General features: G+C 60.5%; 15 protein-coding genes and 1 pseudogene. 6 read left to right on the forward strand and 10 right to left on the reverse strand.

What is annotated here, in order from left to right:
• Positions 1–13: 13 nt before the first annotated feature.
• The 3 genes and pseudogenes from KGA89_RS01090 to KGA89_RS30615 all read right to left on the reverse strand — a co-directional run.
• Entirely contained in the window at positions 14–2,548 is a 2,535-nt protein-coding gene (locus KGA89_RS01090; RefSeq protein WP_223470263.1) for a Tc toxin subunit A, read from the reverse strand.
• A 237-nt stretch (positions 2,549–2,785) separates the two neighbouring features.
• Complete coding sequence (locus KGA89_RS30610) at positions 2,786–3,649, reverse strand: methyl-accepting chemotaxis protein (RefSeq protein WP_411740626.1); 864 nt, start codon at positions 3,647–3,649, stop codon at positions 2,786–2,788.
• 42 nt (positions 3,650–3,691) lie between these two features.
• Positions 3,692–4,705: pseudogene (locus tag KGA89_RS30615) on the reverse strand (methyl-accepting chemotaxis protein); the annotation flags it as partial.
• A 212-nt stretch (positions 4,706–4,917) separates the two neighbouring features.
• On the opposite strand from KGA89_RS30615, the gene KGA89_RS01100 reads away from it, so the two are divergent.
• A complete protein-coding gene (locus KGA89_RS01100) occupies positions 4,918–5,589 on the forward strand; it encodes a histidine phosphatase family protein (RefSeq protein ID WP_411740625.1) in 672 nt (223 codons plus the stop codon).
• A gap of 24 nt (positions 5,590–5,613) precedes the next feature.
• The gene (locus tag KGA89_RS01105; protein WP_223470265.1) at positions 5,614–6,462 is read left to right on the forward strand and encodes a phosphatase PAP2 family protein; all 849 of its coding nucleotides are present in this window, start codon (positions 5,614–5,616) and stop codon (positions 6,460–6,462) included.
• A 152-nt stretch (positions 6,463–6,614) separates the two neighbouring features.
• Here KGA89_RS01105 and katG read toward each other — a convergent pair whose 3' ends face one another.
• Positions 6,615–8,879, reverse strand: coding sequence for a catalase/peroxidase HPI (katG, locus tag KGA89_RS01110; RefSeq protein WP_223470266.1), 2,265 nt, complete (start codon positions 8,877–8,879; stop codon positions 6,615–6,617).
• A 370-nt stretch (positions 8,880–9,249) separates the two neighbouring features.
• Here katG and KGA89_RS01115 point away from each other — a divergent pair, with 370 nt between their 5' ends.
• Positions 9,250–9,840: a hypothetical protein gene (locus tag KGA89_RS01115; protein WP_028237581.1), complete on the forward strand. Its 591-nt coding sequence runs from the start codon at positions 9,250–9,252 to the stop codon at positions 9,838–9,840.
• A gap of 49 nt (positions 9,841–9,889) precedes the next feature.
• Here KGA89_RS01115 and KGA89_RS01120 read toward each other — a convergent pair whose 3' ends face one another.
• From KGA89_RS01120 to KGA89_RS01145, 6 genes are read right to left on the reverse strand one after another with little or no spacing between them, the layout of a single operon-like run.
• Positions 9,890–11,404 (reverse strand): ABC transporter substrate-binding protein, encoded by a 1,515-nt coding sequence (locus KGA89_RS01120; protein WP_028237580.1) that lies wholly within the window; start codon positions 11,402–11,404, stop codon positions 9,890–9,892.
• A 28-nt stretch (positions 11,405–11,432) separates the two neighbouring features.
• Positions 11,433–12,404, reverse strand: coding sequence for an ABC transporter ATP-binding protein (locus tag KGA89_RS01125; RefSeq protein ID WP_027912121.1), 972 nt, complete (start codon positions 12,402–12,404; stop codon positions 11,433–11,435).
• Positions 12,401–13,387, reverse strand: a complete 987-nt coding sequence (locus tag KGA89_RS01130) for an ABC transporter ATP-binding protein (RefSeq protein WP_223470267.1) — start codon at positions 13,385–13,387, stop codon at positions 12,401–12,403. The genes KGA89_RS01125 and KGA89_RS01130 overlap by 4 nt, the downstream gene beginning before the upstream one ends.
• A complete protein-coding gene (locus KGA89_RS01135; RefSeq protein ID WP_003197590.1) occupies positions 13,384–14,241 on the reverse strand; it encodes an ABC transporter permease in 858 nt (285 codons plus the stop codon). The genes KGA89_RS01130 and KGA89_RS01135 overlap by 4 nt, the downstream gene beginning before the upstream one ends.
• Positions 14,238–15,185 (reverse strand): ABC transporter permease, encoded by a 948-nt coding sequence (locus KGA89_RS01140; RefSeq protein WP_003197591.1) that lies wholly within the window; start codon positions 15,183–15,185, stop codon positions 14,238–14,240. The genes KGA89_RS01135 and KGA89_RS01140 overlap by 4 nt, the downstream gene beginning before the upstream one ends.
• A gap of 3 nt (positions 15,186–15,188) precedes the next feature.
• Positions 15,189–16,076, reverse strand: coding sequence for a proline iminopeptidase-family hydrolase (locus KGA89_RS01145; RefSeq protein WP_223470268.1), 888 nt, complete (start codon positions 16,074–16,076; stop codon positions 15,189–15,191).
• Positions 16,077–16,240: 164 nt separating this feature from the next.
• Here KGA89_RS01145 and KGA89_RS01150 point away from each other — a divergent pair, with 164 nt between their 5' ends.
• The 3 genes from KGA89_RS01150 to KGA89_RS01160 all read left to right on the forward strand — a co-directional run bounded on the left by KGA89_RS01150 (position 16,241) and on the right by KGA89_RS01160 (position 19,874).
• Complete coding sequence (locus KGA89_RS01150; protein WP_223470269.1) at positions 16,241–17,002, forward strand: LuxR family transcriptional regulator; 762 nt, start codon at positions 16,241–16,243, stop codon at positions 17,000–17,002.
• Between the two features lie 90 nt (positions 17,003–17,092).
• Positions 17,093–17,992, forward strand: coding sequence for a proline iminopeptidase-family hydrolase (locus KGA89_RS01155; RefSeq protein WP_223470270.1), 900 nt, complete (start codon positions 17,093–17,095; stop codon positions 17,990–17,992).
• 175 nt (positions 17,993–18,167) lie between these two features.
• A complete protein-coding gene (locus KGA89_RS01160; protein WP_317846353.1) occupies positions 18,168–19,874 on the forward strand; it encodes a ShlB/FhaC/HecB family hemolysin secretion/activation protein in 1,707 nt (568 codons plus the stop codon).
• Positions 19,875–19,876: the final 2 nt, after the last annotated feature.

Consider the following 19,876-nt stretch of genomic DNA (forward strand, 5'->3'; position numbering starts at 1 on the left):
AAAAATGTACGCCTCAATGGCACGCAGCGATCAGCCCTTCACCGACGATTTTCCAGTCCTGTGTCAGGCTGTCGCTATTGAGTGCGGCGGCCTTGAGCAGCTGGTTTGCCGACAGGCCTGTGCTCAAGCAACACGCCTGGCAACGCATGACCCAATCCACGGCTTGCATGGTGGTGGCGCGTTTGGGCGTCAGCAGCGCGGTCAGGCAACTCACTTGCTCGGTGCTCCAGCCCAGCAGGTGGGCCAGCAGGCCGTTGACTGTCTCTGCTGAATGTTGCGGTAGGTCTTGGTTGGCGAGTTGCAAGTAATGCAACAGGTTTTCTTCTGACTGCGCCTGATGGCGCGCGCAATAATTGAACCGTTCGAGCAAATACAGCGTTTGAGGTGTAAGCGTTCCTGAACTGTTCGAGGCTAACCGCGTGGGATGATCCATTAACACCTGTAGCGTGCTGCTGCTCAGATGCAATTTCTGGCAGGCGTCAGCGGTGCGAAGCACGTGCGCCAGCAATGGCGGTGTTTTGCCGACAGTGGTCATGATGGCCTGGACTATTTCCGTGGCATTCGTGCCGGCCATTTTCATCACGCTGGGAAGATATTCGGCGGACACGTCGGCCTTGTCGTGCAGCAGTGTTTCTACCAGGCGTTGAGGATCGTTGGTGGATTGTGTGTGCTCCCGAAGTGCGGCCAATCGCTTTTCCAGGTTCTGATCCAACGGCAAGTCATGCCTGGCACTCTCGAACAGGCGACACCACTGCAACACATCGAGATCGTTTTGCTTGAGCCAGTCCAGGGCCCAATCCATCGCCATCAGTACGTCGAGAATGTCAGGGCCGGTGGTGGTCAGCGCTCCGGTCACCAGCGCCCGACAGAACGTATCCCCTCCCAGTAACCGGGCCAGTTCCGTGCACGCCAGCGGCGACAGGCCAAACATCCGGGCGATACGGGCCTGGCGGTAGAGTGAGGAGACTGTAGGCAAATCCTTTTTTAGCGCCAGGTACTTCCCGGTCTGTTTCACCAGCAACAACAACGCGTCTTCCGTGAGGGCGAGTCCCAGGCCCGCGCCGAGATAGCTGAGGGTTTCAAGATCCGCGGGATCGAGGTCCGTCGCTTGCTTTTCCCATGCCGGGCTTTTCAGTAAACGGGTGCGATTGAATACTTGGTCGAACAACGGAACACGTTCTGCGCAAGCGCAGGTCGGCATTTCGTGCACCAGCGAGGCAAACTCCTCAGGGGTGATGCCATGGCGCCGCTTCATGTACTGATAGACCCCAAGCGCGCGCAAGGTGTTGGCGCTGAGTGTCATTGCGGTGTTGCCTTCCGAATGCAGGCTATTGACGATCAGCGTATCCAGTTCGGCAAAGGCAATACCGGTCCATCGTTGCAGTCGGACCATGCGCTGCATGCGGTCGAAACGTTCGTAGGACTTGTTGCCAAACCCTCGCTGGTTCGTTCTGGTTTCAAGCACCAACGCGGGGGCAGTGTCGGGGCCGTTGATGTAAGCGGCGCCCTGGAGGTTACGCGTCGGGGGCCGGTTATGGGGCGAGATGCAAGGGCTGTATCGGCCATGCGCCAGTAGCTGCTCAACCTGTTCCGTCGTCAGCCCGGTGCGCTCCTTGAAGAATGTGAAATCACCCAGGCGCTCGACATCTTCAGTGCCATAGGCTTTTTTCAAGGCATCGAAATCGGAGGTCGAAGCGAGCGGTGCGAGCAAGAGTGCCTGTTGCGCCGGACTGAGCCCTGAAAGCAGTTTTTGCGCTTCGACAGGCGATTGCAAAACGTGTCCATACGTTGAGCCTTGCTGGCAAAACGGCAATTTCAGGCTGATCCGATAATTGACTTCACCCAGGGCGGGTTTACCTGCACCCAAGCCAAGCAGGCATTGGTGGTGGTGAAGATCATAGGGCAGTGAAAAGGGATAGTGTGCGTCGGCCAAGGCCTGGTGGACGGTTGTGCCGTCATCGAGACTGGCCTCGATATGGCTGCGCAACGTGTCGTTGACGATGTTGAGCATCGGGCGTGCAACCAAGGCACTGTGTGGGTCGAGCATCAGAGTGTTGAGGTCCGGTCGACGTTTCTCCAGGGGGATCTTGCGGGCGTGGGTGGAGCTGTTTTCCAACTGCCTGGCAAACAGGTACAGCGCACGCAGGTAGGCCACGGGCGAGTCGATCGCGGCGATGTCACCGTCCTTGCAAAACCGATCCCAGTTTTCCTGGAACAGTGCTTGATAGCTGATCGGCCCGGATGTCGGGTCTGAGTCCAGGCTGCGTCGCACACGGAGCTTGGTGTCGCTGGAGCAGAGTTGATGCTCCAGGTACAAGCGGCTGATCTGCCGGGCGTGGCTCGACGCATTGTCGTAGGCCTGCCCGGCATCTGCATCGCAGTGCTTGACGAGCGCCTGGGCGAACTGCGTCTTGCCCAGGCGCAGGATGTCGAATACCGACGTCAGTCCCATTCGCTGCAGGGCGGTCTTGAAATCGGTTTTGGCAATGCCCTCGTCCATTGGCGGGGCAACGAGCTTGTGCAACAGAGAGTCGTTGTCTGCGTCCATGTAGGTGCCTCTCCTGTTCGAACGGAATGTTCTTGTCAGGAGAAAACCGTACAGCAGTACGCAAAAAAAGACGGTAGGACGTGGTCGGGAGATGTGTACGAAAGGGCGATTCGTGGGGCTGCGCTGATGCAAACCCTGTGGGAGCGAGCTTGCTCGCGATGGCTTCGGATCAGTCAGCATTGAAGTTGACTGACCCACCGCCTTCGCGAGCAAGCTCGCTACCACAGTGGGCGGACGTTAGACGCGGAAGTGGCTGACCAGCATCTGCAACTGATTACCCAACCGTGCCAGTTCCACGCTGGAAGCGGCGGTTTCTTCGCTGGCGGCGGCGGTCTGTTCGGACACGTCGCGCACGTTGATGATGCTGCGGCTGATCTCCTCGGCCACGGCGCTTTGCTGCTCGGCGGCCGCGGCGATCTGCTGGTTCATCGACTGGATGTTCGACACCGTGCGGGTGATGTTTTCCAGTGACACGCCGGCCTTGCGGGTCAGGGCCACGCTGCTGTCGGTGAGGCTGCGGCTGTTGTTCATCACGGCCGCCACTTGTTGCGTGCCGTTCTGCAGCCCGGCCACCAGGCCTTCGATTTCTTCGGTGGATTTCTGCGTGCGCTGGGCCAGGCCGCGGACTTCGTCGGCCACCACGGCAAAACCACGTCCGGCTTCACCGGCGCGTGCCGCTTCGATGGCCGCGTTGAGCGCCAGCAGGTTGGTCTGCTCGGCTACGGCCTTGATCACGTCCATGACGCTGCCGATCTTGTCGCTTTCCTGTTGCAGCACGGTCATGGCGTCGGTGGAACGCACCACCTCGCTGGCCAGGCGTTCGATCTGGGCGATGGCTTCGCTGACCACTTGGTCGCCGGCACGGGCTTCGCCGTCGGCGGCGGCTGCGGCTTGGGAGGCCTCTTCGGCGTTGCGGGCCACTTCCTGCACCGTGGCGGTCATTTCGTGCATGGCGGTCGCGACCTGATCGGTCTCGACTTTCTGGCTGTTGACCCCGGCGCTGGTCTGCTCGGTCACGGCGGACAGTTCTTCGGCGGCGCTGGCGATCTGGGTCACGCCATCGCGGATGCCGCTGATCAGGTCGCGCAGGGTCACCCCCATGCGCGCGATGCCTTGTTGCAGCACGCCCAGTTCATCGCGGCGAGTGACGATGACCGTGTGCGACAGGTCGCCACCGGCAATGCGCTCGACCACGGCCAGGGTATCGCGCAGCGGGCCGGTGATCTGGCGAGTGATGATCACGGCTGCAATGACGCCAACCAGCAGCGCCAACAGGGTGCTGACCAGTTGCAGGGTGCGCGCCTGGGCACTTTCGGCGTCGCGGCGGTCGAGTTGGATCTGGTACAGCTGTTCGCTCAGCGTCACGATTGACGCGCCCTGGTCGGTCATTTCCTTGCGTGCCTGTACCGCGTCGGTGGTGGCCAGCTTGAAGGCCTGTACGGCGCTGCGGTATTGGGCCAGGGCGTTTTCCAGTTGGCGCAGTTCATCCTGGCGGGTACTGGAGAAATGCTCGTTCAGCGGCTTGAGCGAGGCGATGGCGGCGTCCAGCTGGGTGACGGCCTTGCGTTCGGTGTCGGCGTTGCTGTTGGCGGTGTAGCCGCGCACTTCATAGCGGGCCAGCATGAAGTCCTGCTTGGCCTGGGTGATGGCCTGGAACTGGGCGAAACGCTCGTCGCCGGCGCCCATTTTCCGCACGTCCGAATCCAGGGTCTCGATCAGCTTATAGGCGATCTCGGCGTTAGCGCCCATGGCATCGCGGGCGGTGTTGCCCGTGCGGTAGGCGCTGCGCATTTTGTTCAGGGACACCTGGTAGGCGCTGATGACCGCGCTCTGCTCCTTGAGCAACTTGACGTTTTCCGGGCTCTTGAAGCTGCTGAGCAGGGCGTTCTGTTGTGCCACGAAACCATCGAGGGTGGTCTGCACGTTTTGGGCGGCGGTCTCGTCACCGTTGGTCAGCATGTATTGCAGGCGCGTGACTCGAAGCTTGGTCAGGCCGGCGTTGAGCTGGGTGATGTCGCTCATCCAGTTGCTGCGGTCGATCAGCCCGCCCAGGCTGGTCCAACTGGTCAGGGCCAGCAGGCAGGTCAGTACCAGCACCAGGCCGAAGCCCAGGCCCAATTTCATGTTGACGCTAATGTTGCCAAACCAGCGGTTCATCAAATTCCTCCAGGAACGTTGTGCTGCTTGATCGTCGGTACGCTGGAAGATTGTTGTTGTTAAGAGCCAGCAAGAGCATGTAACCGGGCTGTATCGGCGAGGGGGCCTGGATCTAAAGCTTTTTTTCACATCTGTTTCACCGACTGCCTACGTCGGCCTCTCTACTGTCGCGCCAACGAATGACTGGGTGGATGCCGTTGGGGCGGCTTGATGTGGAACTGAGACTGAGCCTTTTCGGCCTGAGGCGCTCGATCAATACGCGCCGCTTTGCCCGTTACCGAAACGCTTTGGTCGTGCTGGCTTCGGCGCTGCTGGTCATCCCGTTGACCCTCTGGCTGCTCAGCCCGGCGGCGATACCGGACCTGGCCCACGGCAACGTCGCCGGCGCCCGGGCCTTGGCCGCTGGCTGGGCCAAGGGCGAGATGATCGTGCTGGTGCGTCATGTCGAGCGTTGCGATCACTCCAAGGCCGCGTGCCTGAATGATCGCGAAGGCATCACTGACCGGGCCCGTGCCGTTGCGGTGGAGTTGGGCGCGCGGTTCGAGCAACTGGGCCTGGGCAACGCCGACCTCTACAACAGCCCTCTGGTGCGTGCAGTCCAGACGGCGGGCTACATGTTCAACAAGGTGAGTGCTGGTGATGACTGGCTGAGCAATTGCCGCCACGACCTTCTGCGCAATGCCCTGGCCCACAAGGTCGCCGGGCGCAATCTGATCCTGGTCACCCACAGCGAATGCATGCAGGCATTGGAAACCACGCTCCAGCGGCCTACCTCGACGTTTGGCTACGGCGCTTCGCTGTTCGTCTCCACCGCCCAGCCACAAGCCCCGCAGTTGCTCGGTTTTATCGAAGCCTCTGACTGGCGCTCGGTGGCGTTTCAGTAAATTTTCCCACGATTAGGACCGCCCATGCTGACGTCTGCTCGCGCCCGTTTCTACGGGCTCAATCTCGGAATTCCCCTGGTCTGCGCCGCGGTGGTGTTCTTGCTGTTCGACTTGACCCGCATCGACATCGCCTTCAGCAATTTATTCTATGACCCAGTGCACCAGGTCTTTCCGTTGGAGCACGTGCGGCTGTTCGAGAAAATCACCCATAAATGGGCCAGGATCATCCCGAACTGGACCGGCGAGGCGGCGATTATCGGGGCGCTGCTGTCGTTTGTCTGGACGGTCTTCCAGCCGCAAAAGCGCCCGGGATTACTTCGCTTGTTGGAGAAAACCCGGTTGGCCGCACCGTTGCGTTTTACGCACAAACATCGGCGCGATTTTCTCTACGTGGTCTTCGCCTTTTCCCTCAGCACCGGGGTAATCCATTATCTCAAGGGCCACACCAGTGTGTACTGCCCGGTGGAAACCACCCAATACGCCGGCAAGATCGAGCACAAGGAATGGTTCCAGAATTTCGACCTGCTGAAAGTCGCCGGTGACGGTCGCTGCTGGCCCGGCGGTCATGCGTCCGGCGGCTTCACGATGCTGGCGCTGTATTTCGTCGCCCGCCGCTACCGCTGGCGTCATTCGAAAGCCTTGATGCACGGAGCGCTGGTCTTGGGGTTTGTCTACGGAACGACACGGGTCCTGCAGGGCTGGCATTACATGTCACACACGTTCTGGGCGGGGATTTTTGTCTGGTTGAGTTGTTTGCTGATGGCGTTGCTGTTTTATGGGCGGGCGGCCTTGGAGCAGCCAGTGTTGAAACCACAGCGAGCGACGGCAACGGCTGCCTTGCCTGCGTCGGGCAGCGCACATTCGTCAGCCTGAATGCAGGGCAAAAAAAAGCCCGCTGGGAGAGCGGGCTAAAACCTTAGTTTCTTGAATGAGCGAGGCGACTGTACCCAATCACGCGGGGGCGTGGGGTGAAGAAAAGTTCATGAGGTCGCCTCCTTGCACGACCTCATGCCTGCGGACTCTTCTCACCGCAGATCAAACCGATCCAGGTTCATCACCTTGACCCACGCCGCGATGAAGTCCTTGACGAACTGCTCTTGCGCATCCGGGCTGGCATAGACTTCGGCCAAGGCCCGTAGCTGGGCGTTGGAGCCGAAGACCAGATCGACACGGGTGCCGGTCCATTTGACCTGGCCGGTCTTGCGATCGCGGGCCTCGAAGGTTTCCTGGGTGTCGGAAAGGGGTTTCCATTCCACGCCCATGTCGAGCAGGTTGACGAAAAAGTCGTTGGTCAACGTCCCGGGCCGTTGGGTAAAGACACCGTGCGCAGTGTGGCCAGCGTTGGTGTCCAGTACCCGCAGACCGCCGATCAATGCCGTCATTTGCGGGGCGCTGAGGGTCAGCAGTTGGGCCTTGTCGATCAGCAACGCCTCGGCGGACACGCGGTACCGGCCCTTGAGGTAGTTGCGAAAGCCATCGGCGATAGGCTCGAGGAAACCGAACGACTCGACGTCCGTCTGCTCCTGGCTCGCGTCCATGCGTCCCGGCGCGAACGGTACCGTCACGCTGAGCCCGGCATTTTTCGCGGCTTGTTCAATACCGGCGCTGCCGGCCAGCACGATCAGGTCTGCCAGGGAGATTTTCTTGCCGTCGGATTGGGCGGCGTTGAACTCGCCCCGAACCTTGTCGAGGGTCGCCAGCACCTGGGCCAGTTGCTCTGGCTGGTTGGCCGGCCAATCTTTCTGCGGGGCCAGGCGCAGGCGGCCACCGTTGGCGCCGCCGCGTTTGTCGGAACCACGGAAGGTGGAAGCCGCGGCCCATGCTGTAGACACAAGCTGTGAAACCGTGAGGCCCGAGGCCAGTAGCTTGCCTTTGAGGGCGGCGATGTCACTGTCGTTGACCAGCGGATGATCGACCGCCGGGATAGGGTCTTGCCACAGCAGTTCTTCGTTGGGCAGTTCCGGGCCGAGGTAGCGTGAGAGCGGGCCCATGTCGCGGTGGATCAGCTTGAACCAGGCGCGGGCAAAGGCGTCGGACAACTGGTCCGGGTTTTCCAGGAAGCGCCGGGATATTTTTTCGTAGATCGGGTCGAAGCGCAGCGCCAGGTCGGTGGTCAGCATCGTGGGGTTACGCCGTTTGGACGGGTCATGGGCATCGGGGATGATGCCCGCGCCTGCCCCGTTTTTCGGCGTCCATTGGTGCGCGCCTGCCGGGCTCTTGGTCAGTTCCCACTCGAAGCCGAACAGGTTCTCCAGGTAGTTATTGCTCCAACGAGTGGGGGTGGTGGTCCAGGTGACTTCCAGGCCACTGGTGATGGTGTCGGGCCCCTTGCCGGTGCCGAAGGTGCTCTTCCAGCCCAGGCCTTGCAGCTCCAGGCCAGCGGCTTCGGGCTCGGCGCCGACATTGTCTGCAGGGCCTGCGCCGTGGGTCTTGCCGAAGGCGTGGCCACCGGCAATCAATGCCACGGTTTCTTCGTCGTTCATGGCCATGCGGGCGAAGGTTTCGCGGATGTCCACCCCGGCGGCGACCGGGTCCGGCTGACCCTCGGGGCCTTCCGGGTTGACGTAGATCAGCCCCATCTGCACGGCGGCCAGCGGGTTCTCCAGGTTGCGTCCATCGTCAGTGCGGCTTTCTTCGTTGCCAGGCTCGGCCACCAATTGGCCTTCGCCGGGGTCTTGCATGGCCGCTTTGTCGGGCTTGCCGTAGCGAACATCGCCCCCCAGCCATTTGTTTTCCGAACCCCAGTAGACGTCTTCATCCGGCTCCCAGACATCGGCGCGGCCACCGGAAAAACCGAAGGTCTTGAAGCCCATGGATTCCAGCGCGACGTTGCCGGTAAGGACGATCAGGTCGGCCCAGGAGATATTGCGACCATACTTCTGCTTGATCGGCCACAGCAGCCGACGTGCCTTGTCGAGGCTGACGTTGTCTGGCCAGCTGTTGAGCGGTGCAAACCGCTGCTGGCCGGAACCCGCGCCACCGCGCCCATCACCGGTGCGGTAGGTGCCTGCACTGTGCCAGGCCATGCGGACAAACAGCGGTCCATAGTGGCCGAAGTCTGCCGGCCACCAGTCTTGCGAGTCGGTCATCAGTGCATTCAGGTCTTGTTTCAGGGCCTGGAAGTCCAGGCGCTTGAACGCTTGGGCATAGTCGAAATCCTCGCCCATGGGGTCGGACAGCGAGGAGTGCTGGTGCAGGATCTTCAGATTCAGCTGGTTCGGCCACCAGTCGCGGTTTGTCGTACCACCGCCAGCGGCGTGATTGAACGGGCATTTCGATTCGTTTGCCATGAGAAGCTACCTTTGGTCGTATTCATCCAGCTATCCAGCCCGGCCGGGCTTCGAATAGCGACAGGCGAAATAGATGACACAGGGCGCAGGGCTCACAGTTCGCTCAACTGATCATGTGCGGCCACACGGCAACGCGCGAGAGGTCTGGTTACCCATTCGCTGGCCCACGGCAAGCCCAGTACGGTTCTGAACGCTTCGTATCTCTTTGTCAGGTTTCACGGGCCGGATTGCACCAGCCTGAATTCAGGCTAGTCCTCCTTTGCCAGATAGCTAATAGGCGCAGTATTAACGGTCGATAGGGATAATCTTTTATCGAAGCCAAGCGGCGAGGCAGATGATATGAATGGCGCCTGCCGTGACGGACCCAATAATGAACAAATGCCCGCGCAGCACGGCCTTCCACGAAGCCGGTCATGCCCTGGCTTTCTGGTGGAACGGCCAACCGATAAAACGCATCACCGTGCGTACCAAGGCTGAAGCCTGCACGGGTCCTCTGTTCGACCTGCGCGGCAACCCTCAATACGCAGAAGGGTGGGTGGAAGCGGACTACCTTGTCCCGTGCCCGGCATTCGACGCCCCGGGGATCGCTGAATTCCTGCCCTCGATGGTCGATGCCATTGAACGTGACCTGCTCCATTGCTTCGCGGGGCCAGTGGCCGAAGCAGTCTACCGGCACCGTCGGTCCGACCGGTTGATCAGGGGCAGCGGCCGCGGAGACCTGGACCGGGGGCACGAATTGATCAGCCTGCTGCCACCGCGCAAATTGCTCGACGCCCAATCCCAGGCCATCTCCCGCTGCAGTTGCCTGGTGCACCGTTACTGGCCGGCTGTCAGCGCCGTGGCGGGCTTTCTGCAAGAGCACGGCACGGTTGAGGGGAACGCCGTCACAGCGCTGTTGTGCGAGATGACCGGGGAGCGGCCGATGTCGCTTGGCCATCAAGTGGCAAGCCTCGATTCGTGATCAAGGCGTTGCCACTGGCCCTATCCGACTCGGATGAAGCCACTACTCGCTAGCGCTTCACTGTTTCCTCAAGAGAGAAGCGTCCCAGTGGGTTTTGTTGGAAGTGCTCGATGTTCTTGCGCGAAATATTGATGTACGGGCTGTAGTAGAGATCGATCCAGTTGACGTCCTGCTTGGCGATCACCTGAAGATCGGTATACATCTGCTTGCGCTTGGTCGGGTCCACTTCTACCCGCGCGGCCGCGACCAGATCCTTGACCTTGTCGTTCTTGTAGCGGGTCATGTAATTCATGTTGGTGTCATGTCCCAGCACGAATGTGGTCTTCTGGTCCGGGTCGAGGATGTCGTTGGTCCAGTACATCACGGACAGATCGTAATCGCCGTCGATCAGCATTTGCCAACTCTGGGTTGGGTCGACTTTCTGCAAGGTGGCTGTCACGCCGACCGCTGCGAGCTGTTGCTGGACCAGCACGGCGATCTGCTCGTCGGCTTCATTGCCCGCATTGACTACATAGTTGAGCTTCAGGCCTGAGGCGCCTGCATCCGCCAGCATTTTCTTGGCTTTTTCCGGATCGTACGGGCGCTGCAGATTATCGGCATTGTGATAAAGCGCGCCTTTAGGAATGTAGGAATAAGCCACCTGGCCATGGCCGAATGTCACGGTATCGACCAGGGATTTTTTGTTGATCGCAAGGTCCAGGGCCTGGCGTACTTCAGGCTTGCCCAGCAGTCCGTGCGCATGGTTGATCAGCAGATGATCCTCGCGGGTGGAGGGATCCATGTGTACGACCAGGTTGGGATCTTTCTTCAGGGTTTCGACGCGCGAGAAGGGCACGAAGATCGCCGAATCCAGTTCACCGGCCTGTACCTTCAACATCCGCGTATTGTCATCGGGGATGGAGATCCATTCCACGCCATCCAGGCTCACCTTGTCGGCCTGCCAGAAGTTGGGGTTCTTCTCCAGCACCACGCGATCACCGCGTAGCCACTCCTTGACGATAAAGGCGCCAGAGGCGACGGGGTCCTGGGCATAGGCTTCCTCCCCCATTTTTTCCATGGCCTTTTGCGACAGGATGGAGACGTTGGGCAACGCCAGCTGCGCGAGGAAGGGCACTGAAGGGCTCGTGAGTGTCACCACCAGTGTCTGCGGGTCGGGTGCTTGGGCTTTGTCGATAATCTTGTAGGAGTCGCTCCACAGCGACCCTTTGTTGTCGCGAATGCGCAACAGACTGAACGCTGCATCGCTGGCGGTAATCGGTGAGCCGTCGGAGAACTTGGCCGAGCGTAGTTTGAAGGTATAGGTCAGGCCATCGTCGGAAACCTGCCAGCTTTCGGCCAGCCCCGGCACCAGCTGGGTGCCGGCGTTGTCGACGCGCACCAATACGTCGTAGACATTGGAGAACACCCAGTTATCACGGTTCTGCGCGCTTTTGATCGGGTCGAACGTCGTACTTTCTTCGCGGCAACCGATGGTCAGCACGCCTGCTGCCTGGGCGACACCGGCCGCCAGTGTGCAAACGGTCAACGTCGCGGCGGTCAGCAACTTCAAATGTTTCGATCGCATGGTCAAACTCCCTATTGATGAATGTTTTTTAGAGCAATGGCTCTCCGAGCACACAGCTATAACGATGTCCATTGATGTCATGGCTGGGGGGCGGCGTTTTCGCGCAGATGGGTTGTGCATACCGGCAGCGCGGGTGAAAAGCGCAGCCGGATGGAAGGTTCAGGGGGCTGGGTGGCTCGCCAGGCAGGGGTTCGCCCAGCAACGGTCGAGTCGGGTCGATGTGTGGAATGGACTGGATCAGCGCGACGGTATAAGGATGCCGAGGGCTGCTGAATACGGCCTCCGTGGGGCCTTGTTCGACGATCTCGCCGAGGTACATCACGGCGACCCGATCACATAACCGTCGAACGATCGCCAGGTCGTGAGCAATGAACAGAATCGCCAGGTTCATGCGCTGTCGCAGTTCCAGCAGCAGGTTGATGATCTGTCCCTGGATGGAAACGTCCAGCGCGGCCACGCATTCATCTGCGATGATCAACCGTGGCTCGATGGCCAGTGCCCGAGCGATCCCCACACGTTGGCATTGACCGCCACTCAATGAACCTGGCTTGCGGTGGGCCAGCTCCGGTCGCAGGCCGACCAGGTTCAGCAGTTCATCGACCCGCTGGCGAATCAGCGGTGCAGGAATCGCACAGCGCACTCGCAACACTTCAGCCAGGGTGTCGCCGATGCTCATTCGCGGATTGAGGGCGGTATAAGGATCCTGGAAAATCATCGCGGTTTCGTGGCGCAGTCGCTCGATGTCGATCCGCTTGCCTTGAGCCATATCCACGCCATCGAACAGGATTTGTCCGGCGCTGACCTCAGTGAGGCGCAAGATGGCCCGACCCAGGGTGCTCTTGCCGCTGCCCGACTCACCCACCAACCCAAGCACCTCCCCGGTGGCCAGACTCAGCGACACACCGTTGACGGCTTTCACCCATTGCCGGTTGATCCCGAACGGACCGCTGCCAGGGGCGGCGAAGCGCACCTGCAGATCTTTCACGTGCAACAGGGTCATGACGAAGCTCCCACCGGCAGCGGGTAATGGCAGGCGACTCGGTGTGCCTTGGCCATGTCTTGCATCTGTGGCAACAGCCGCGTGCACTGGCTGCCCTGCTGAAGACAGCGTGGATTGAAGCGACAACCGGTGGGCAGCGCATCCAGCAGAGGAGGCTGGCCGGCGATGGTCTTGAGCATGGCATGGCCGGCGCTGGTCGCCGGTTGGCAGTCGATCAGGGCCGCCGTATAGGGATGTCGTGGGTGAGCCAGCAGATCAAGCTTGGTGCCGTGCTCGCAGAGCCTACCGGCGTACATCACCGCGATGGAATCACAGGTCTGGGCGACGATCCCCAGGTCGTGGGTGATCATGATGATTGACAGCCCACGCTGGTCGCGCAAATCCAGGAGCAGGCGCAGGATCTGTGCCTGTACCGTGACATCCAGGGCGGTGGTCGGCTCATCGGCGATCAGCACCTGGGGGTTGCAACCCAACGCCACGGCGATCATGGCGCGTTGTCGCATGCCACCGGAAAACTCATGGGGATAACTGTCGACCCGCCTTAGCGGATCGGGAATGCCCACCTGGCGTAACACATCTATGGCCATCGCCCGTGCTTCACGCTTGGACGCCCCCTGATGCAGGCGTATGCCCTCGCCGATCTGTTCGCCGATACGCATCAACGGGTCAAGATGACTGCCGGGATTCTGAAAAATCATCCCCAGCCGCCGACCCCGTATGCCCCGCATGCCGGCTTCATCCAGCGACAGCAGGTCCTCGCCGGCAAGGCGCACGGCCTTGCCCTGGACGCGGAGGTTTGCAGAGGGCAGCAAGCGCATCAAGGCCCGGCAGGCCATCGTCTTGCCTGAGCCGCTTTCACCCACCAGACCGAGGATTTCGCCTTCGGCCAAGTCAAATGACACACGATCCACCAGCGTGACTTCGCCCTCAAGGTGGCCGGCGATCACGCTGAGGTCCTCGACGTGCAACACCGGTGTGCTCATGGGCGCTCTCCGAGGTGCTCGGCGACACCGTCGGCCAGCAGACTGAAGCCCATGGCCAGGGTGACGATCGCCAGTCCCGGGAAGGTGCAGATCCACCAGGCGTTGGTGATAAAACTCTGGCCCTCGGCGACCATCGTGCCCCACTCGGCGGTGGGTGGCTGGACCCCCAGGCCGAGGTAGCTGACCGCCGCCCCATTGAGCAGTACCAGCACCGCGTCGGACATGGAAAACACGATCGAACCGAACATGGCATTGGGCAACAGGTGCCGAAACAGAATGCGTCCATGACCGAAGCCCAGGCTTTTCGCCGCCAAGGCGAAATCGCTTTCCTTGAGTACCAGAATCTGCGAACGGATCAGCCGTGCATAGGACACCCAACCCACCAAAGCCATCGCAATATAAAAGCTGCCCAGGCCGGGGCCGAGGATGGCCATGATTGCCAACATCAGCACCAGGAAGGGGAAGGCCAGAATAATATCGATCAGGCGCATGCAGATCGTGTCGAACCGGCCACCGATATAGCCGGCCAAGGCGCCGACGCAAGTGCCGATCAAGAATGGGAAAACCACCCCGATCACGGAAATCTGCAAGTCGATGCGTGCGCCCCAGATCACTCGGGAAAGAACGTCGCGGCCGAAATTGTCCGTGCCGAACGGATGGGCCAGGCTCGGCCCCAGCAGGCGGATATCGGTGTTCTGGGCAATCGGATCGAAGGGCGCGACCCAGGGTGCGAAGAGTGCGAGCAACAGCCAGCCAAACAGAATCGCCAGGCCCAGCACGGTGGCCAGGCGCCGGTTGCGCAAGCCCAAACGCAGCGCAAGACGCCAGGTGGGACTGAGGGCCTGGCCGCTCATCGCATGTTCACCCGCGGATCGATCATCACAGTCAGCACATCGGCGAGGAAATTGACCGTGACGGTGGCGAGGGCCAGCACCATGGCCACGCCTTGGACCACCATGTAGTCGCGGGTAAAGATGCCGCGTACCAGCAATTGGCCGATGCCGGGAATGGCAAACAGACTTTCGATGACCACCGTGCCGCTGATCAACCAGCCGATGTTCACCGCCAGCAGGTTGACCGCCGGTACCAGGGAGTTGGGCAGCACATGCCGACGAAATATCGCCCGCTCGGACAAGCCCCGGGCCCGTGCGGCAGTGGCATGATCGGCTTGTAGCTCCATGAGCATGCTGGCGCGCAGATTGCGCACCAGCACGGCGGAGAGCGCCAAGGCAATGGTCAGGCACGGCAAGACCATGTGATGCAGTTTGTCCCACCCTGTACGTCCATAGCCTGAGACCGGGAACAGCCCCAACTGCACACTGAGCAGCAGGATCAACATGATGCCTAGCCAGAACGCCGGCATGCCGAGCCCTGCCGTGGTGAACAGGCGAATCAGGTGATCCTGCCAACCGCCCTTGTTGCGCGCCGCCACCGTTGCCAGTGGCACGGCAATCAGCAGCGCCAGCAGTACGCTGCCGAGCACCAGGAACAGGGTAGGCTCAATGCGGGTACTGATCAGCTTCAAGGCATCGACTTTGTAGAGCAGCGATTGGCCGAGATCGCCTTTGAGCAGGTTCTTGAGAAAGTAGAAGTACTGCATCCACAAGGGCTGGTCGAGACCGTACTGGGCACGAATCCTGATCAGCGCCTCCGGCGTGCTGCGCGAACCCAGCAGGGCCCGGGCGGGGTCCCCGGGGATTGAGCGCACGAGCACAAAGGTGATCATGCTGATGCCAAACAGCACCGGCAATAGCTGTAGCGGGCGCGACAGTATGAAACGGTAGCGCGCCAGGTTCATGGGCTAGTTCCGATGGCGGTGCAGAAAATCCAGCAGGACTGGGAAATAGGCGTGGGGCTCTTCGTAGAAGGGCATGTGGCTGCTGTTGGGGAACACATTCAGTTGTACATCCTTGAGCGCCATTTTCATGCGCATTGCACAGGCTGGCGTCAGTTCATCATGTTGACCGGTGGTGATCAGCACGGGCATTTCGAAGCTGGCCATCTGCTCGATGCGATTCCAGTCCTTGAGATTGCCGGTATAGAGAAATTCGTTGGGGCCCTGCATGGTCATGTAGGGCCCCATGTTCCAGTCGCCCAGGGAACGTGTCACCGGCGCTGGCCACTCGTCCAGACGGCAGACATGGCGATAGTTGAGCAGGGTGATGGCCGCCTGGTATTGCGGATGATCCAGGGTGCCCATGGCTTCATGGCGCTGCATCATCGCGACGGTCTCACTGCCCAGGGCGGCCCTCAGACGCTCCAGCTCCAGGGACAGGTGAGGGATATCGCCCGCGGTATTTTCCAGGATCAGGGTTTTCAGCGCTTGGGGATGATGAATGGCGTACTCGATCGCCAGCCAGCCACCCCAGGAGTGCCCCAGCAGGTGCACTTTGCCCAGGTCGAGGGCTTGGCGGATGGTCTCTACCTCCGCCACATAACGGGTGATGTCCCACAGGGATTCGTCAGTGGGCCTGGCCGAGGCGCCGGTTCCCAACTGATCGAAAGCGATGACCCGCAAGCCCTTTTCCTTGAGCCAGCCATGGCTGTCACGCAGATAATCGCAAGGCAATCCCGGGCCGCCATTGAGGCACAACAGCACCTCGTCGCCGTCGCCAAAGCCATAGGCCACCAGACGATGACCATCGACTTCCACGTCGTACCGCTGGTCTGGCTCGATCTCACGCCACATCATTGCTCTCCTGCTCAGGTACCGCCCGTTGGCTAAACCTTACCGAGGAAGCTACGCGCCCATAAGCTAGCAATTCTTATAGGTTTGATCTGGCATTCCCTCGCTCAGGCGTGGCATTCTACTTGCACGATTTCAGGATTGAAATTAATAAGGGAGCTGAATGGATGCAGGCCAAGCTGTCTGACTTCAATACCCGTCTTTTGTCTGGCAGGAGCCTGGACGAACAGATGGATAACACCCTGGGGATGGTCCAGGCGTTAGGCTTTGAAGCCTTGGTGTACGACTACAGTCCGGTGCCACTGGATCATGATGGGGCACTGATCACCCCGACTGTGCTGAAGTTGCGCAATACCCCCCGTGATTGGCACTCGCTCTGGTGTGAAGAAGGTTATTACCAGATCGACCCCGTCCAGCATCTGGCAATCAATACCATATCTCCTTTTGTCTGGTCCTATCGACCGGAGGCCGACACGGTGCTGCAGCCGTTCATCGGCCAGAGTCATGCGCCGGTCGTGAGCTACCTGCAGGATTCGCGCATGACCTGTGGCGTGACGGTGCCGATGCATTTGCCCAAAGGTGGCTTTGCGACATTGACCGGGCTGCGCGCCGATACGAAGGGGAGCACCTTGCAGGATGTCCGGCAAACCCTGGGCGACTTCAGCCTGATTTCCCATGCCCTGCAAGAGGCGGCTTTTCCGCTGCTCGGCAAGGAAGCCCGCGCATGCCCGGTTCGCCTGACCAAACGCGAGCGTGAGTGCTTGAGATTGGCCGCTGAAGGGTTGACGGCGGCGGACATCGCCAGGCAACTGAATCGTTCCTTGGCCACCATCACCCTCCACCTGACGTCTGCAATGCACAAGCTCGGTGCCAGGAATCGGGTCCAGGCCGTGGTCAGGGCGGTGCATTATCGGTTGCTCGATAGCTGAAATCGGGCAAAAACCTATCTGTTCCTCTAGTTATTCCGCCGGCCAGTCCCCGGTATCGTGTGCCGCAGGATTCCTAGGGAGCGGCACGAAATGGATTTTCCCGTAACGCACGAAGGCTTTGCGCCTTTTGGTCCGTATCAGACCTGGTATCGCATCACTGGCGATTTCAGCAGTGGCCGTACGCCGCTGCTGATCCTGCATGGCGGCCCGGGCTGTACACACGATTATGTCGATGCCTTCAAGGATATTGCCAACAGTGGCTATCCGGTGATTCATTACGACCAACTGGGCAATGGGCGTTCCACCCATCTTCCGGAAAAAGACCCCTCGTTCTGGAACGTGGCGCTCTTTCTCGATGAGTTGGAGAACCTGCTGGATCATCTGGGCATTCGCGACAATTACGCACTGTTGGGGCAATCCTGGGGCGGCATGTTGGCCAGCGAACATGCGGTGCTCCAGCCCGCGGGCTTGCGCGGGTTGATCATCGCCAACTCCCCGGCGGACATGTCCACCTGGCTCCTTGAAGTCAATCGCTTGCGCCAGCTTCTACCCATTGAGGTGCAGCAAACACTGCTCAAGCACGAGCGGGCTGGAACCTTGACGTCTGCCGAGTATTTTGAGGCCGCTCGGGTTTTCTACGATCGCCATGTCTGCCGTGTCACGCCCTGGCCCGATGAAGTCGCCCGTACTTTTGCCCAGATCGATGCCGATCCTACGGTTTATCACGCCATGAATGGCCCCACTGAATTCCATGTGATCGGCAGCATGAAGGACTGGTCCATCACTGATCGCTTGCCGCGGATCAGCGTGCCGACCCTGCTGGTTTCAGGCCGATACGATGAGGCGACGCCGTTGGTGGTCAAACCCTATGTGGATCATGTTCCCGACATTCGCTGGGCGTTGTTCGAACACTCCAGCCATATGCCCCATATCGAGGAGCGGATGGCTTGCATGGGAACGGTGGTGAGTTTCCTGGATGAGTGTTTGTAGGCGTCTGCGCAATCTGAGCCGTCGTTTTTGTTGTGTTTCTCGACGCGTCCTGTGAGACGCGTCTCTTTTTTGAGTGGAAAATTCCCGCTCTCTTGAACCGAAAGCGATATGCAGGGTCTGGTGTGCGCGCTTTGCTGTGCATGCCTGCTGTCATTTCTGTATCGAGGGATCGAACATGTCCGTATTTGCCTTAGGGACGAGGCTAGTTGTTGCGTCGCTGTGTTTTCTGGCGATGAACATTGCTGTCGCCGCGCCAACCCCCGGCGACACGGATCTGATCCGTGAACGTCAGGACCGGCTGCTCGAAGAGCAGCGCCGACGCCTTGAAGAACTCAAGGACCTGCCCGGCAAGGAAGCGAAGCCGGCCCAGCCCACGGCCCCTGTCGATACCCGTTGCTTCCCGATCAAGACCATCGAGCTCAAGGGCGCCGATGCTTTGTCCGATGCGGAGCGCGAACGCCTGCTCAAGCCCTACATCGGCCAATGCCTGGGCGTGCCGCAGCTGAACGAGCTGCTCAAAGTCATTACCGACCATTATCTCGACAAAGGCCTAGTCACCAGTCGCGCCTATTTGCCGCAACAGGACCTGTCCAGCGGTCACCTGCAAGTGCTGGTCGTTGAGGGCCGCCTGGAAGGCTTGAAAGGTGCCGAGAACAGTAAGCTGTCGGATCGCGAGTTGGCGATGGCGTTTCCCGGCAAGACCGGCGACTTGGTCAACTTGCGGGAGATCGAGCAGATGGTCGATCAACTGAACCGTTTGCCGTCCAACCGTGCACAAATGGAACTGACCCCGGGGCAAAACATCGGCGGCAGTGAAGTGCGGGTCAATAACACCCCACAAAAACCTTGGCGCGCCGGCCTGTCACGGCATAACGATGGGCAGAAAAGCACGGGCGAGCAGCAATGGGGCGCCTCCCTGGACTGGGACAGCCCCCTGGGTCTGGCTGACCAATTGGCCCTGCGCGGCGGCCACGATGCCGTCAGCGATCACCAGAAAACCTCGCGCAACGGCATGCTCTATTACAACCTGCCGTTTGGCTGGTGGAACCTGAGCTACACCTACAGCCAGAGCGAGTACCGCGCGCTGGGCCAGGCCAACGGCTTCAATTTCAAGCAGAGCGGCGACAGCCAGAACCATCAGCTGCGCCTGGAGCGTGTGGTCCATCGCGACGCGGTGAGCAAGACTTCCCTCAATACTGGCCTGGCGTACTTGCGTACCAACAACTTCATCGAAGACAGCAAGCTCGCCGAGAGCAGCAATCGCATCAGCGAGGCGCAGTTCGGCATCAACCATGGCCGGCGAGTGGGCAATGCCTTCGTCAACCTCGACTTGGGCCTGCAACAAGGTATCGGTGCCCTCGATGCCCAGGGCGATCATGAGCCGGGCCCTGGAGTGCCAGATGCGCGCTATCGCAAATACACCGCGACCCTCAGCTATTTGCAGCCCTTCATGCTGGGCGGCGAGTCCTTCAGCTTCAGCAGCCTGATGACCGGCCAGCGTAGCGAAGACGTGCTGTTCAGCCCCCAGCGCATGAGCCTGGGCGGCCTGTCGTCGATTCGTGGCTACAAGGACCAGACATTGTCCGGCGACAGCGGCGGCTACTGGCGCAACGACTTGCGTTGGAGCCGCCCGGTGACCCTGGAATGGCTGCGCCCGGTATTCGCCGAATACGGCACCAGCCTCGGTTATGACCAGGGCGTGATTAGCGGTAATCGCTACAACGGCGATCAGCACGGGCGCATGTCGAGCAACTCGCTGGAGTTGTTCGCCCGCGGTGAGCATCTGAGCGCCAGCGTCACCTTCGCCCATTCCCTGGAACGTCCGGATGCCCTGACCGAGCGCGAAGCGCCGATCTACTTCCGCGTGGATGTATCCATCTAATT

The sequence above is a fragment of the Pseudomonas sp. A-RE-22 genome (genome assembly GCF_019956035.1).
In the GTDB taxonomy this organism is placed as follows: domain Bacteria; phylum Pseudomonadota; class Gammaproteobacteria; order Pseudomonadales; family Pseudomonadaceae; genus Aquipseudomonas; species Aquipseudomonas brassicacearum.